Here is a 14,811-nt window from a genome sequence, read left to right as displayed (position 1 = left end):
GTCCGTCATTCCGGATGCGCCAATGGCCTGATCCGGAACCCTTCGCCGCAGGGCCGGAGCGACGCGATCGCGCTCCGGCCCCTTTTTTGAACGCTAAGCTGATCGCTCCAAGGCTCCCCAAAGGTCCGCCCGTGTCCCTGTTCAACGCCGTCAGTCTGCTGATCGCCCTGGTCGCCGTCTGCGGCTATCTCAACGCACGCTTCGTCAAGCTGCCGGACGTGATCGGCATCACCGCCGTCGGACTGATCCTGTCGGTGCTGATGGCGATCGTCGGCAACAAGCACCCTGAATGGACGCACTGGGCGCAGACCACGCTGAACGAACTGGATTTCACCGAAATCGTATTCCACGGCATGCTCGGCATGCTGCTGTTCGCGGGCAGCCTCCACGTCAACTTCAGCGATCTCAAGGGCGAGAAGTGGGTAATCCTGCCGCTGGCGACGCTGGGCGTGCTGATCTCCACGACGCTGGTCGGCACGGCGTTCTACTACGCGACGCACTGGCTCGGCGCCGAGCTGTCGTACATCCACTGCCTGCTGTTCGGCGCGCTGATTTCCCCGACCGACCCGATCGCGGTGCTCGGCATCCTGCGCAAGGCCGGCGTACCCAAGAGCCTGGAAACGCAGATTGCCGGCGAAAGCCTGTTCAATGACGGCATCGGCGTGGTCGTGTTCATCACCTTGCTTGGCATCGCTACCGGCGGGCACGCCGTGTCGCCAGGCGAAGTCGCAATGCTGTTGGTGGAGGAAGTGATCGGCGGCATCATCGTCGGCGTGGTGCTGGGCTACCTGGCCTTCGTACTGTTGCGCAGCATCGACAGCTATGCGGTGGAAATCCTGATCACGCTGGCGCTGACCACCGCCGGTTACGCCGCGGCCGAGCAGCTGCACACCTCGGCACCGATCGCGGTGGTGCTGATGGGCCTGATCATCGGCAATCGCGGCAAGTCGCATGCGATGTCGGAAACCACGCGCCACCACCTGTTCTCGTTCTGGGATCTGATCGACGAACTGCTGAACCTGATGCTGTTCGGGCTGATCGGCCTGGAGGTCATCGCATTGTCGATGACCGGCGCGCATATCCAGTCCGGTGTGGTCGCCATCGTGATCGTGTTGCTGGCGCGCCTGATCAGCGTGGGCCTGCCGATCTCGGCGCTGCGCCTGTGGCGCGGCTTCGTGCCGCATGCCGTGAAGATGCTGACCTGGGGCGGCCTGCGCGGCGGCATCTCGGTGGCGCTGGCGCTGTCGCTGCCGGACTTTCCGGGCCGTCATCGCATCATCGCCACGACCTATGTCGTGGTGGTGTTCAGCATATTGGTGCAGGCGCTCACCGTGGCACCGCTGGTGCGCCGTCTGGGACTCGGCGGCAGTTCGGAGGCTGATGCGAAAAGTCATGCAAATAACTGAACAAGCTGAACAAAAATAGGCCCAAGCGATTCAGTTCAAGATCAGCGGAGGGTGCGAGCATAGCGCCGGAACGTGACCGGGCAGACCGCCCGGTCACACGCCACGACCGACAACCCAAGGAGATTCGACATGGCAGATCTGAACGGGAAGCGAGTCGCGATTCTGGCCACACACGGTTTCGAGCAGTCCGAACTGTTCGAGCCGCGCAAGGCCTTGCAGAATGCGGGGGCGCGAGTCGACATAGTTTCACCGGAATCCGGGAAGATTCAGGGCTTCAAACACTTCGAAAAAGGCCAGGAGGTGGGCGTGGACCAGCCGGTCAATTCGTCCCGCGCCAAGGACTATGACGCGCTGGTGATTCCCGGCGGCCTGTTCAACCCTGACCAGCTTCGCACCAACGACGAAGCGATCCGCTTCACGCGCGAATTCTTCGACGAAGGCAAGCCGGTGGCCGCAATCTGTCACGGGCCGTGGCTGCTGATCAACGCCGGGGTGGTGGAAGGCCGCAAGATGACGGCCGTGCACTCGATCCATCGCGATCTGGCCAATGCCGGCGCCCGCGTCGTCGATCAGGAAGTGGTGGTCGACGAAGGTCTGATCACCAGCCGCACGCCCAAGGATCTGGCCGCCTTCTGCAGCAAGCTGGTCGAGGAAATCGCGGAGGGCTATCACGCCGGGCAGGAAGAAGCGGTCCACTGAACGACGCCACCGGCCTGTCGCAGCAGACCGGAACGCCGGGATAACGGCCATGGCGCAAGCGCCACCCCGCACAATGAATCGCCTGCGGCCGTTCCCCTCACCCACCGCTCTCCCGCAAGCGGGCGAGGGTCGGTCGGCATCACGCAGTGCGTGATTCACGCTAACCTGAACCCGGCTTTGCGATTATTCTCTCCCCCATAGGCGCCGCTCTGCCGGCGCCATTTCTTTTCGTTTCTTTGGGGGAGATCCGTACATGAGCGACATCGCTCAAGCACAGTTGACGATTCGTGCCGTATTGCTGTCCATCGTGCTGGCGGTGGTGCTGGCGGCGGCGAATACCTATCTCGGCCTGTTCGCGGGGCTCACCATCGCATCCGCGATTCCGGCCGCGGTCGTCTCGATGGCGGTGCTGCGCCTGCTGGGCGGCGGCGGCATCCTCGAAAACAACATCGTTCAGACCGGCGCCTCGGCCGGCTCCTCGATCGCCGCCGGCGTGATCTTCACGATTCCCGCGCTGATCATCCTCGGCTACTGGGACGATTTCCGCTATTCCTGGGTCATGGCCATCGCCGGTCTCGGCGGTCTGCTCGGCGTGATCTTCTCGGTGCCGTTGCGTCGTTCGCTGATCGTCGACCAGAACATGGCCTTCCCCGAAGGCAAGGCTGCGGCCGAAGTGCTCAAGACCGGCGAGAATCCCGGTCAGGGCGTCAAGGTATTGGCCGGTTCCGCACTGCTCGGCGGTCTGGTCAAGCTCGCCGCCGGCAGCGGTCTGCGCCTGATTCCGGATACCGCCGCAGCCTCGGCCTGGGTCGGCAAGGGCATCGCCTATTTCGGCACCAACCTGTCGCCGGCCCTGTTCGGCGTCGGCTACATCGTCGGTCTCAACATCGGCATCGTCTGCCTGTCCGGCGCGGTGATCTCCTGGAACATCGCGATTCCGATCTATTCGGCCTTCTTCCTGGACGGCAACGCGCAGCTTTCCGGCGCACTGGCCGGCGCCAGTGCCGCCGATGCGGCTGGCGCGATCTGGTCGGCGCAAATCCGCTATCTGGGCGTCGGTGCGATGCTGATCGGCGGCGTCTGGACCATGATCTCGCTGCGCAAGTCGCTGGTTTCGGGCATTCGCAGCGGTCTGGCGGTGGCACGCGACAACGTCGGCAAGACGGTCGCGCACACCGAGCAGGACATTCCGATGAAGTACATCCTCATCGGCCTGGTGCTGTTCACGCTGCCGCTGGCCGGCCTCTATCAGGCCATCGTCGGTTCATGGACCGTCAGCATTCCGATGACCGTGATCATGATCGTGGCCGGCTTCCTGTTCGTCTCGGTCTCGGCCTACATGGCGGGCCTGGTCGGTTCGTCGAACAATCCGGTCTCCGGCATCACCATCGCCACGATTCTGTTCGCCGCGCTGGTGCTGTTGATGCTGCTCGGCAAGGGCTCCGAAATCGGCCCGGTGGCGGCCATCATGATCGGCGCCGTGGTCTGTTGCGCCGCCTGTGTCGGCGGCGACAACCTGCAGGACCTCAAATGCGGCCATATCGTCGGCGCCACACCGTGGCGTCAGCAGGCGATGCTCGCCGTGGGCGCGTTCTCGTGCGCATTGGTGATGGCGCCCGTGCTGAACCTGCTCGCCGCCGCCTACGGCATCGGTACCCCGACCGCCGAGCATCCGAATCCGCTGCTGGCGCCGCAGGCCACGCTGATGGCCTCCGTGGCCAAGGGCATCTTCGGTGGCGAACTGCCCTGGAACACGATCGCCGTCGGCGCCGGCATCGGCGCGGCCCTGATCGTGCTGGACGAGATTCTCAAGGCGCGCGGAGCCAACTTTCGGGTGCCTGTGCTGGCCGCCGCCATCGGCATCTATCTGCCGCTGGAGCTGATGGTGCCGATCTTCCTCGGCGGCCTGCTCAACTGGGCGATCACACGACGCGCCGGCAAGGACGAAGCCCGCGCCGAAGCCGCCACCCGCAAGGGCACCCTGTTCGCCGCCGGCCTGATCACCGGCGAGGCACTGATGGGCATCTTCATTGCGATTCCGATCGTGCTGGCCGGCAGTGCCGACGTGCTGGCCCTGCCGGACGCCCTGCACTTCGGTCAGTGGCTGGGGCTCCTGATACTGGCCGTAATCGCCTGGCTGCTCTATCGGGTGTCCTCACGCGCACAGGCCTGAGCGCGATGGGCCCTGCCCCGCCTCATCAGCGGACATGAAAAACCCCGCCGGAATCGTTCCGGCGGGGTTTTTTCTTCCGGAATTCTCAAGATACTGAGAATTCGCACGGAATCGGGCTAGTCGCTGGCAACCAGCTTGTTGTTCACGCCCTTGACGCCGTCGAGTTCCTCGACCTTCTGCTCGGCCAGTTCGGCCTGCGCATCGTTGTCGACCATGCCGCTGAGCGTGACCACGCCCTGATCGGTCTCGACGTCGATATCCAGCGCGCTGAGATCGTCCTCCGCCACCAGCGCGGCCTTCACCTTGGCGGTCATCGCAGCGTCCGAAATATAGTCGCCGGTCTTCTCCATCGTGGATTTGTCCTTGTAGTCATCGCCGGCGATCACGGCCATCGGCACCGAGGCACCGAGAACGGCGGCGAGCAACAGGGTCTTGGTATCGGACTTCATAAGATGTGTCTCCTTTGGTTTCTCATTGGCGAGGTCGAGCCGTGGAATCTCGGGCGGCTCTGTTTGAAAAATCGAATATGTCGAGTGCGAATCCGGACCGACGAAAGTGTCAATGTGGGGCGGACCGATTGTCGCGCTCGAACTTGCCGACAAACTCGTCGATCTGCTTTCCGGCCTGTTCACGATTCAGGCCGTACTTGCTCTGCAGTTTCCCGCACAAACGCTCGTAATTGCCTTGAACCTGCATCAGGTCGTCGTCGGTCAACGCGCCCCAGGTGCTCTTGAGACGCCCTCCCATCACCTTCCAGGAGCCCTTGAGGATGTCGCTGTTCATGCCGATCTCCACTGGTCGCCCCCGACCGAGGGCATCTTCACTGTGCCGGTCAATCTCTGAACTCGCCGTGAATTCGGGGGCCGAACCGCTCTGGATTTTCCAGACTCTGTCTAAATTGCAGTTTTCGCCCGCTTGATACGGGGGGGCCGTGTCCGCTCTGAAGCCGAGTCACGCAGCTGACATTCAGCGGCGGTTACTCGGCCAGATCTAGACTGAGGCTCGAGCCGTGATCGGCTCGTTCTGCAGATGCCGACCGATGCGCTCGCAGCCGTCGATTCGGTCGTTCGACAAACCGAGCAACGCTTGCCGGGATTCAGGAGAGCTTATGACAACCGATTGGTGGAGAGACGCGGTCATCTACCAGATCTATCCACGCAGTTTTCGGGATTCGAACGGCGACGGCATCGGCGATCTCAACGGCATACGCGAGCGCCTGGGTTATCTCGCGGAACTTGGCGCGGATGCGATCTGGATCTGCCCCTTCGTACAGTCACCGATGCGCGACTTCGGATACGACGTTTCCGACTTTCAGGCCATCGAACCAATGTTCGGCACAATGGACGATTTCGATGCGCTGGTTCGCGAAGCGCACATGCTGGGCCTGCGCGTAATCATGGACCAGGTCTGGAATCACACCTCGGACGAACACGAATGGTTCGTCGAAAGTCGCAGCAGCCGCGACAACCCCAAGGCCGACTGGTACGTCTGGGCGGACGCATCGCCCGACGGCGGGCCGCCCAACAACTGGCGCGCCACCTTTGGCGGCAGCGCCTGGACCTGGGATCCGTTGCGCGGCCAGTACTATCTGCACAATTTTCTGAGCGAACAGCCGGACCTCAACTTCTACAAGCGCGAGGTTCGTGCGGCACTGAACGAGGTGGCGCGCTTCTGGCTCGACCGCGGAGTCGACGGCTTTCGTCTCGATGTCGTCAATTTCTATACCCACGACCGCAGCCTGCGCGACAATCCGCGGCGCCCGGCGGACGTGCCGCGGCCCGCCGGCGCGGGGCCGCGCGATCGCTACTTCGACTACATCAACCGCGGCACCGTCAGCCGACCGGAAACCCTGGATCTCTTGGGCGAGCTGCGCTCGCTGATGGACAGCTACCCCGGTACGTTCACCCTGGGCGAAATTTCCAGCGCCGAAGACACGCTGGCCAGTGCCGCCGACTTCGTGCGTGGCAATCGGCGCCTGCACACGGCCTACAACGCGTCGCTGATCAGCCACGAACCGTTCACCCAGCAGACCATGAGCGAGCTGTTGCAACGGGTCGTGGAGCTGTTCGAAGACCACCGCATCTGCTGGACCTTCGGCACCCACGATTTTCCAAGACTCAAGGGTCGCTGGGCGCAGCATCGGCGGCATGACGAGGAAACCGAGCATCGCCTGGACCGCCTGCTGGCGGCGATGCTGGTCTGTCTGCCGGGCAGTTGCTGCATCTACCAGGGCGATGAGCTGGGACTGCCGCAGGCCCAGCTCAGCTTCGAGCAGCTGCGCGACCCCTACGGAATCGCGAACTATCCCGAAATTCTGGGCCGGGATGGCTGCCGCACACCAATGCCCTGGTGCGCCGAAGCCGATACGGCCGGCTTCAGCGACGGCGACCAGAGCTGGCTGCCGATCCCCGCCGAGCACCTTCCGCTCGCGGTCGACCGCCAACAGCAGAATCCGGGCTCGCTGCTCAATGCCTATCGGCACTTCCTGCACTGGCGCAAGACGCAGCCGGGCTTGCGCAGCGGCGCCCTGAGCCTGATCGGCTCACCGCCGCCGGTGCTGATGTTCGAACGCGGGCGACACGAGGAGCGACTGCTATGCGTGTTCAATCTGTCGACCGAACCTGCCGAAGTCACGATCAATGAGCGCGGCTGGCACCTGTGCCACGAGCCGCTGTTGCAGGGGCGCCTGATTCCGCCAGTGCTGCATCTGGGCGCCTACGGTTCGGCCATCCTCGGACGCCGGCCGCCTGACAGCTGGCATTGACGCGGCAAGCCTCAGGCAAATCGATGAAGCGCCGCGCGCCATTTTGCGGCGCGCGGCAATCGGACAGGCTCAGCCTTCCAGCACAAAGCCCACCTTGAGCGTGACCTGCCAGTGACCGATCTGGTCGCCATCGATCCAGCCGCGCGTCTCGACGACCTCGAACCACTTCATGCCGTGCAAGGTCTTGCCGGCCCGCGCGATGGCGGTACGCACGGCGTCTTCGACGCTGGTCTTGGACGAGCCGACGATTTCAGTGATCTTGTAGGTATGGTCGTGTTGCATAGTCTGTCTCCTGAAGGCGTGAATGCGGTCGGCTCGATCTTGTGATTCGTTTTCGAGCCCGTGCACCCCGTCATTACAACGCTCGCCGCCTGAACCACCGATGGACACAGCGGGTCCGGGCTTCAATCCGGCCCGAACAGATCCGCCTGCGCGTCGGCCTGCGGGACGTCCTCGAAGTTCGACAGTCCGACGCCGACCAGGCGATAACGAGTGCTGTCCGGCAGGGCCACACGCTCGCGCAGCTGGCAGGCGATATCAGCGAACTCGCCGGCCGATTGGGGCCAGCGGCCGGGCGTCAGGCTGCGCGTCAGAATGCGGAAGTCACTGGTCTTGAGCTTGAGCACGATGGTGCGCGGCACCCGCTCGGAGCGTGCCGCGGCCTTCCAGACCTTGTCCGCCAGCACCCGAATCGCCGATTCCAGTTCCGACATCGGCAAATCACGCTCGAACGTATCCTCCGCCGACAGCGATTTGCGCGGACGGTCGGGCTGCACCTCGCTGCGGTCGATGCCCATCGACAGCTCATACAGGCGCCGCCCGTAGCGGCCGAAGGCCTGCTCCAACGCACTCGCACCGCTGCTTTTGAGATCACCCACGGTCCTGATCCCTAGCGCTTCGAGGCGAGCGTTCATGACCTTGCCAACGCCGGGCAGACGCCCCACCGGCAAAGGCTGCAGAAAGGCATCCACCTGCGCCGGGCGGATCACGAACAAGCCATCCGGCTTGTTCCAGTCCGAGGCGATCTTCGCCAGAAATTTGGTCGGCGCCACACCGGCCGAGGCCGTGAGATTCAATTCATCGCGAATCTGTTCGCGGATCAGCTGCGCCACAGCCGTCGCGGAATCCTGCCCGGTACGAATCTCACTGAGATCAAGATAGGCCTCGTCGAGCGACAGGGGTTCGACGCGATCGGTATAGCGCAGAAAAATTTCGCGCACTCGCTGTGACACCGCGCGGTAGCGCGTGAAGTCCGGCGGCACGAACACTGCATCCGGACACAGCCGCTCGGCACGAATCGCTGGCATCGCCGAACGCACGCCAAACACGCGCGCCTCATAGGAAGCCGCGCACACCACCGAACGCCCGCCACGCCAGGCCACCACCACGGGCCGCCCGCGCAGCGCGGGATCGTCGCGCTGCTCGACCGAGGCATAGAACGCGTCCATGTCGATATGGACGATTTTGCGCATCGACTCCAGGCGAATTTTCGGGACGGGAGCACATCCTAATTCACTCGCCAGCCCACAAATGGCAGCAGCCGGTCAGTACTGCCCATTTTTCCTCCCGCGACAAGCCGGTACGCCGAGACTGCCGTTCTCGGCGATACCTGCCGCTGTCGAGAGCCTGGCCGACTAGGCGAGCTTCGCCGTGATCGTGGCCACATGCTTGCCCTGGAAGCGCGCAATCGCCAGCTCGTTGTCGCTGGGCTGGCGCGAACCGTCACCGGCCGCGATGGTGGTCGCGCCATACGGTGTCCCCCCGGAGATCTCGTCAAGGCGCGTCAAACCCGGCTCACTGTACGGCACACCGACAATGACCATGCCCAGATGCAGCAACGTGGTATGAAACGAGGTGATCGTGGTTTCCTGACCACCGTGCTGCGAGGCTGTGGATACGAACACGCTGCCAAGCTTGCCGATCAGCTTGCCGCTGGACCACAGCCCACCGGCCTGGTCGAGAAAATTGCGCATCTGCGACGCCATGTTGCCGAAGCGCGTCGGCGTACCGAAGATGATCGCATCGTAATTCGCCAGCTCCTCGACCTGCGCGATCGGCGCCGCCTGGTCGAGCTTGGCGCCGGCATTCTTCGCGACCTCCGGCGGCATCAGTTCCGGTACGCGCTTGATGTCCACCGTAGTGCCGCCGATCGACCGGGCGCCTTCGGCCACGGCATTGGCCATCGTTTCGATGTGTCCGTAGGTGCTGTAGTAGAGGATCAGTACGTTTGCCATTGAGGTCTCCTTCGCGGTTCTTCGGGCGGCACAGCCACCTCGCCCCGGCACTGTATTTCACATCGGCGCTGTCGTACCGATGAATCGGCCAGCGCCAGCCTCGTTCGTTGCGCAGACAGCTTGACAATCGAAAATATTTTAATAATTCTGGAAATATGGAATCTAAGGACGCGGTCACCCAGCTCGCAGCGCTGGCCCACGAAAACCGGCTCGCGGTCTTTCGCCTGCTGGTTCAGAACGGGCCGAACGGCCTGTGCGTGGGCGACATCGCCGCGAATACCGGGATGGCACCCGCAACGCTATCGTTTCACCTCAAGGAACTGAGCCGCTCCGGGCTGCTGCGCGCCAGCCCGGACGGCCGGCGCATTTTCTATGCGCCGGATTTCAAGGCGATGAACGCGCTGATGGCCTATCTGCTCGAAAACTGCTGTGACGGCGCCGACTGCGGCGCCGGCTGCCTGCCCACCCAGGACACCAAGGCATGAACCCAACCTCCAAAGATATTCCACGGGATGGTGTGAACATCCTGATCCTGTGCACCGGCAATTCGGCACGCTCGATACTCGGCGAGGCGATTCTCAATGAGCTCGGCCGCAAGGACGGACGCCTCCACGCATGGTCGGCCGGCTCGCACCCGCGAGGTCAGGTTCATCCCATGGCCCTGGCGGAACTGCGCAGGCGTGGCATCGCCACCGAACGCTTTCGCAGCAAGTCCTGGGACGAATTCAGCGGCCCCGAAGCGCCGCGCATGGACTACGTCATCACCGTCTGCGATCAGGCCGCTGGCGAAACCTGTCCCTACTGGCCCGGCGCGCCGCTGAAGGTCCACATGGGACTGCCCGACCCGGCGGCCGTGGCCGGCGCCGAGGCGCAAGCGGCGGCCTTCACCGAAGCCTACGACATCCTGTTCCGACGGTTGCGGGCCTTCGCGCAGCTCCCCCTTGAATCACGCGATCATGCCGCACTCGCCGGCGCACTGCGCGAGATCGCCACGCTGACATGAACGCCCCCCCCCGCCTGTCGTTTCTCGACCGCTATCTGACGGTCTGGATACTCGCCGCGATGGCCTTGGGTGTGCTGCTCGGCACCCTGTTCGAATCGCTGCCAACCGCACTGGACCGACTCAGCATCGGCGGCACCAACATTCCGATCGCGATTGGCCTGATCGTGATGATGTATCCGCCGCTGGCGCGCGTGCGCTACGAGGAACTGTCGAAGGTCTTTTCCGATCGTCGCGTGCTGCTGCTGTCACTGATCCAGAACTGGCTGATCGGACCGTTCCTGATGTTCGGGCTGGCCGTGCTGTTCCTGTCAGACCGTCCCGACTACATGACCGGTGTGATCCTGATCGGTCTGGCACGATGCATCGCCATGGTGCTGGTGTGGAACCAGCTCGCCTGCGGCAGCAGCAGCTACGCTGCCGGGCTGGTCGCCTTCAATTCGATCTTCCAGATCCTGTTCTTCGGCGCCTACGCCTGGTTTTTCCTCGGCGCCTTGCCACCCCTGCTCGGGCTTGAAGGCCGTGTCGTGGACGTGTCCTTCCAAACGATCGCGGGGGCGGTGCTGCTGTATCTCGGCGTTCCGTTCGCCGCCGGCTACCTGAGCCGTCGATGGCTGCTGCGGCTGCGTGGCCAGCCCTGGTACGAGCAGAATTTCGTGCCGCGAATCGCGCCGCTGACGCTGATCGCGCTGCTGCTGACGATCATCGTCATGTTCAGCCTCAAGGGTGGCGATGTGCTGCGCCTGCCGCTGGATGCGCTGCGAATCGCCGCTCCGCTGGCGCTCTATTTTCTGATCATGTTCGCGCTGAGCTTCGCGATGGCCCGCTTTGTCGGCGTGGACTATGCACGCACCACGGCGACCGCCTTCACCGCCGCCAGCAACAACTTCGAGCTGGCCATCGCCGTGGCCATCGCCAGCTTCGGGCTCGCCTCGCCGGTCGCCTTCGCCACCGTGATCGGGCCACTGGTCGAGGTGCCGGTGCTGCTGGCACTGGTACATGTGGCGCTGCGTCTGCGTGATCGCTGGCCGGCGTCACCCTCCGCTTCCACACTATCGACATGAGATTGCGCACGCTGAGCGCCCCCGACACACTGCCGGCGCTGGACCCGACGTTTCTGGCGCGGTCGATGCCCGCTCCAGAAACGCATGCACCGCGCATCCTCCTGCTGTACGGCTCGCTGCGCGAGCGCTCGTATTCCCGATTCGCCACCGAGGAAGCGGCGCGACTGCTGCAATGGCTCGGCGCCGAGACCCGCATCTTCGATCCCGCCGACCTGCCGCTGCCCGATCAAACCCCCAAGGACGACCACCCCGCCGTTCACGAACTGCGTGAACTTTCACTGTGGTCCGAAGGACAGGTCTGGTGCAGCCCGGAACGGCATGGTCAGATCACCGGACTGATGAAGGCACAGATCGATCATCTGCCGCTGAGCTTCGGCGGCATGCGTCCCACCCAGGGGCGCACGCTGGCGGTGATGCAGGTTTCCGGCGGCTCGCAGTCGTTCAATGCCGTCAACACACTGCGCCTGCTCGGTCGCTGGATGCGCATGTTCACGATTCCGAACCAGTCCAGCGTCGCCAAGGCCTATCAGGAATTCGACGAGGCCGGGCGCATGAAGCCCTCGGCCTACTACGATCGCATCGTCGACGTCATGGAAGAACTCGTCCGCGTCACCGTGCTGCTGCGGCCGCACACCTCGGTGCTCACCGATCGCTACTCGGAACGCAAGCAGGACGGCAGGACAGTGGAACCGCAAACCGACCCCGCCACAAGAGCCCAGACCGAATAGGAAAAAGGGGGGCGAAGTAAGTAAGGAAGTGTTAGAGTACGGATCGGCTGTATTTATTTTATTCACTCCGACCCCTTATTGCTTTTATTACTTAAAAATCCGGCACCGCTCCCGCCGTCTAAACCGCCCCGATAATATATAAAAATTATTTAAAACAAACAGATAGGAGAATAAAATGTTCAAACTCTACGGTTTTCCGGTAAGCAATTATTACAACATGGTCAAACTGGCGCTGTTGCACAAGGGCCTTGCCTTCGAAGAAATCATCATGCGGCCGAGCCAGGAACAGGACTACCTCTCCAAAAGCCCCATGGGCAAGATCCCCTGCCTGCAGACGCCTGACGGGTTTATTTCTGAAACCAATGTCATCCTCGATTTCCTCGATGAGGCCTATCCCGACAAGGCGCTATTGCCGAAAGAACATTTTGCGCGGGCCAAGGTTCGCGAGCTATCCAAGTCCATCGAGCTGTATGTGGAGCTCGTCGCTCGGCAATTGTATCGGGGCATCTTTTTCGGCGAAACGCTGAGCGAAGAGTTGAAGATCAAGGTCAGGCCGGAGCTCGAAAAGGGCGTGGCCGCGCTCAAGTGTCTGCTGCAATTTTCACCCTATGCCGCCGGCGCACAACTGACGCAAGCCGACCTGATGCTGTATTACACCGCGAATCTGGCCGACATGGTGGCGAAGCGAGCGTACGGCATTGATCTCGCCACGGAGGTTGAGGGCCTGCGCGACTGGCAGCAGATGATGGACAATAATCCATTGGTGCAGCAGGTCAACCGCGATCGCGACCAGGCGCTAAAAAGCCTCGCCGGTTGATGTCCAGTACACCGATTCGCAAAAAGGGGCGCAAAAAGGGGTCGGAGTGAATAAAAAAGTATTTTATTCACTCCGACCCTTTTTTGATCCTCAGGCGGTAGCCGCCAAACGCTGGCGGATACGGTCGAGCCGCATCAGCAAGTAGATAGCGCCGACGATATTGCCGATGATGAAGAGCGCCACGGCCCAGGGCAGCGCCGCGCGCGCCGAGCCCTCGACGTAATAGATGATCCAGGACAGCAGCAGACAGCCGAACACGAAGTCGAGGAACACTACCAGCCCCCAGGGTTCGCGCACCACCGTCATGAAACCGGCGAAGCTTGGGTCGGTCATGGCCGCCCAGATGAAGATGCCGAGAAAAGCCAGCAAGTAGAGAACGATGGTTGGTTTTGCCGAGGTCATGCTGCTCTCCAGGTCGTGATTATTTTTCGCCGGGTTGGCACTTGGCGCGCCGATCAGCAGCGGCACGGCCCGCCGAGCGCAGCCCATGGTCCGGCGCACGGCCCGGCGCTGTCAAATCCCAGCCTCTTTCCAAATCCCAGCCTCTTTCAATGACAGGCCAAAAAGGGTCGGAGTGACTCAACAACCAGCGACTGAAGTCGGTGGGTTAGTGATTTACGGACTGAAAGTCCGGATACGCGTCGGCTGAACGACGAGAAATAAATAGGGCTCGGCCTGGTTCGCCTCATGGCGTCAGCTGGCCGGCGTGCTGTCGGACGAAAACCGGGCACTGCTGCGCCTGATGCAGGAGCAGCAGCTCCGCACGGTACTGGAGCAGGCCGAACTCTCCGGTCGCGCCGCCAGCAATTTGTCGCGCTCGCTGCGTAATCTGGAAGGCTACGGCCTGGTCACGCTGCACCGCAGCCCGGACACCCGCGCGGTGCGCCCGGAGGCGCTGGCCACCGAATTTCTCGTGCTGCTGGACTGACCCGCTCCGCAACTGAACAATAGGATCCCCACATGGCCAACGGCAAAGACAACAACAATGGCGGCAACCTCGGTTTCGAGGCCGAGCTGTTCAAGGCCGCCGACAAGCTGCGCGGCAACATGGAACCCAGCGACTACAAGCACGTCGCTCTGGGGCTGATCTTCCTCAAATACATTTCCGACACCTTCGAGGCCCGCCACGCCGAACTGCTGGCCGGCGATTCGCACGCCGCCGAGGACCGCGACGAGTACCTGGCCGACAACATCTTCTGGGTGCCCAGGGAGGCCCGCTGGTCGCACCTGAAGGCCAATGCCAAGCGCCCGGAAATCGGCCAGCACATCGACGATGCCATGCGCGCCATCGAGAAGGACAACGAATCCTTGAAGGGCGTGCTGCCCAAGGACTACGCCCGCCCGGCGCTGAACAAGCTGATGCTGGGCGAACTGATCGACCTGATCTCCGGCATCGCGCTTGGTGAAGGCGCCGACCGGTCCCGGGACGTGCTCGGCCGCGTCTACGAATACTTCCTCGGCCAGTTCGCCGGTGCCGAGGGCAAGCGCGGCGGCGAGTTCTACACGCCGCGCTCGGTGGTGCGCGTGCTGGTGCAGATGCTGGAGCCGTATTCGGGCCGCGTCTACGACCCCTGCTGCGGCTCCGGCGGCATGTTCGTGCAGAGCGAGAAGTTCGTGCTCGAACACGGCGGCCGCCTCGGCGACATCGCCGTCTACGGCCAGGAGAGCAACTACACCACCTGGCGCCTGGCCAAGATGAACCTGGCCGTGCGCGGCATCGACTCCGACATCCGCTGGAACAACGAAGGCAGCTTCCACAAGGACGAACTGCGCGACCTGCGCTTCGACCACATCCTCGCCAACCCGCCGTTCAACATCTCCGACTGGGGCGGCGACCGCCTGCGCGACGACCCGCGCTGGCAGTTCGGCGTGCCGCCGGTGGGCAACGCCAACTACGCCTGGCTGCAACACATCCACTGGCACCTC

At 63.1% G+C, this 14,811-nt stretch carries 16 protein-coding genes and 2 pseudogenes; 12 read left to right on the top strand and 6 right to left on the bottom strand.

Features of this window, described 5'->3' with window-relative positions:
* Positions 1–131 precede the first annotated feature (131 nt).
* The 4 genes and pseudogenes from RM530_RS15465 to RM530_RS19055 all read left to right on the top strand — a co-directional run.
* Positions 132–1,406 carry a cation:proton antiporter gene (locus tag RM530_RS15465; RefSeq protein ID WP_311366159.1) on the top strand — a complete coding sequence of 425 codons (1,275 nt, stop codon included), beginning with the start codon at positions 132–134 and terminating at the stop codon, positions 1,404–1,406.
* 129 nt (positions 1,407–1,535) lie between these two features.
* Positions 1,536–2,105, top strand: coding sequence for a type 1 glutamine amidotransferase domain-containing protein (locus RM530_RS15460; RefSeq protein WP_311366158.1), 570 nt, complete (start codon positions 1,536–1,538; stop codon positions 2,103–2,105).
* 253 nt (positions 2,106–2,358) lie between these two features.
* Positions 2,359–4,089: pseudogene (locus RM530_RS15455) on the top strand (OPT family oligopeptide transporter); the annotation flags it as partial.
* Positions 4,075–4,278, top strand: a pseudogene (locus tag RM530_RS19055) (OPT family oligopeptide transporter); the annotation flags it as partial. The pseudogenes RM530_RS15455 and RM530_RS19055, both read left to right, overlap by 15 nt.
* A 116-nt stretch (positions 4,279–4,394) precedes the next feature.
* On the opposite strand, the gene RM530_RS15450 reads toward RM530_RS19055, so the two are convergent.
* Positions 4,395–4,727 carry a BON domain-containing protein gene (locus RM530_RS15450; RefSeq protein WP_311366156.1) on the bottom strand — a complete coding sequence of 111 codons (333 nt, stop codon included), beginning with the start codon at positions 4,725–4,727 and terminating at the stop codon, positions 4,395–4,397.
* A 109-nt stretch (positions 4,728–4,836) separates the two neighbouring features.
* Positions 4,837–5,061 (bottom strand): CsbD family protein, encoded by a 225-nt coding sequence (locus tag RM530_RS15445; RefSeq protein ID WP_311366155.1) that lies wholly within the window; start codon positions 5,059–5,061, stop codon positions 4,837–4,839.
* A 325-nt stretch (positions 5,062–5,386) separates the two neighbouring features.
* Between RM530_RS15445 and RM530_RS15440 the strand changes: the two genes are divergently transcribed.
* Positions 5,387–7,042 (top strand): alpha-glucosidase, encoded by a 1,656-nt coding sequence (locus RM530_RS15440; RefSeq protein WP_311366154.1) that lies wholly within the window; start codon positions 5,387–5,389, stop codon positions 7,040–7,042.
* 69 nt (positions 7,043–7,111) lie between these two features.
* On the opposite strand, the gene RM530_RS15435 is transcribed toward RM530_RS15440, so the two are convergent.
* The 3 genes from RM530_RS15435 to wrbA all read right to left on the bottom strand — a co-directional run bounded on the left by RM530_RS15435 (position 7,112) and on the right by wrbA (position 9,276).
* Positions 7,112–7,324 (bottom strand): dodecin, encoded by a 213-nt coding sequence (locus tag RM530_RS15435; protein WP_311366153.1) that lies wholly within the window; start codon positions 7,322–7,324, stop codon positions 7,112–7,114.
* A 122-nt stretch (positions 7,325–7,446) separates the two neighbouring features.
* Positions 7,447–8,514 carry a DNA polymerase IV gene (gene dinB / locus RM530_RS15430; RefSeq protein WP_311366152.1) on the bottom strand — a complete coding sequence of 356 codons (1,068 nt, stop codon included), beginning with the start codon at positions 8,512–8,514 and terminating at the stop codon, positions 7,447–7,449.
* Between the two features lie 162 nt (positions 8,515–8,676).
* Complete coding sequence (gene wrbA, locus RM530_RS15425; RefSeq protein WP_311366151.1) at positions 8,677–9,276, bottom strand: NAD(P)H:quinone oxidoreductase; 600 nt, start codon at positions 9,274–9,276, stop codon at positions 8,677–8,679.
* A 155-nt stretch (positions 9,277–9,431) separates the two neighbouring features.
* Here wrbA and RM530_RS15420 point away from each other — a divergent pair, with 155 nt between their 5' ends.
* From RM530_RS15420 to RM530_RS15400, 5 genes are all read left to right on the top strand, one after another.
* Complete coding sequence (locus RM530_RS15420) at positions 9,432–9,761, top strand: ArsR/SmtB family transcription factor (RefSeq protein WP_311366150.1); 330 nt, start codon at positions 9,432–9,434, stop codon at positions 9,759–9,761.
* A complete protein-coding gene (locus tag RM530_RS15415) occupies positions 9,758–10,279 on the top strand; it encodes an arsenate reductase ArsC (protein WP_311366149.1) in 522 nt (173 codons plus the stop codon). The genes RM530_RS15420 and RM530_RS15415 overlap by 4 nt, the downstream gene beginning before the upstream one ends.
* Positions 10,276–11,340: an ACR3 family arsenite efflux transporter gene (gene arsB, locus RM530_RS15410; protein ID WP_311366148.1), complete on the top strand. Its 1,065-nt coding sequence runs from the start codon at positions 10,276–10,278 to the stop codon at positions 11,338–11,340. Before RM530_RS15415 ends, arsB begins: the two co-directional genes overlap by 4 nt.
* Positions 11,337–12,068: an arsenical resistance protein ArsH gene (arsH, locus tag RM530_RS15405; RefSeq protein ID WP_311366147.1), complete on the top strand. Its 732-nt coding sequence runs from the start codon at positions 11,337–11,339 to the stop codon at positions 12,066–12,068. Before arsB ends, arsH begins: the two co-directional genes overlap by 4 nt.
* A gap of 175 nt (positions 12,069–12,243) precedes the next feature.
* Entirely contained in the window at positions 12,244–12,885 is a 642-nt protein-coding gene (locus RM530_RS15400) for a glutathione S-transferase family protein (RefSeq protein WP_311366146.1), read from the top strand.
* A gap of 90 nt (positions 12,886–12,975) precedes the next feature.
* Here the strand turns inward: RM530_RS15400 and RM530_RS15395 are convergent, their stop codons facing one another.
* The gene (locus RM530_RS15395) at positions 12,976–13,353 is read right to left on the bottom strand and encodes a hypothetical protein (protein ID WP_311366145.1); all 378 of its coding nucleotides are present in this window, start codon (positions 13,351–13,353) and stop codon (positions 12,976–12,978) included.
* Between the two features lie 238 nt (positions 13,354–13,591).
* Here RM530_RS15395 and RM530_RS15390 point away from each other — a divergent pair, with 238 nt between their 5' ends.
* Positions 13,592–13,813, top strand: coding sequence for an HVO_A0114 family putative DNA-binding protein (locus tag RM530_RS15390; protein WP_311366144.1), 222 nt, complete (start codon positions 13,592–13,594; stop codon positions 13,811–13,813).
* Positions 13,814–13,845: 32 nt separating this feature from the next.
* The coding region (locus RM530_RS15385; protein WP_311366143.1) for a type I restriction-modification system subunit M at positions 13,846–14,811 on the top strand (966 nt) is incomplete at its 3' end.

The organism is Banduia mediterranea (assembly GCF_031846245.1).
Taxonomy (GTDB): Bacteria; Pseudomonadota; Gammaproteobacteria; order Nevskiales; family Nevskiaceae; genus Banduia; species Banduia mediterranea.
This window is presented reverse-complemented; position numbering and strand designations above follow the sequence as displayed.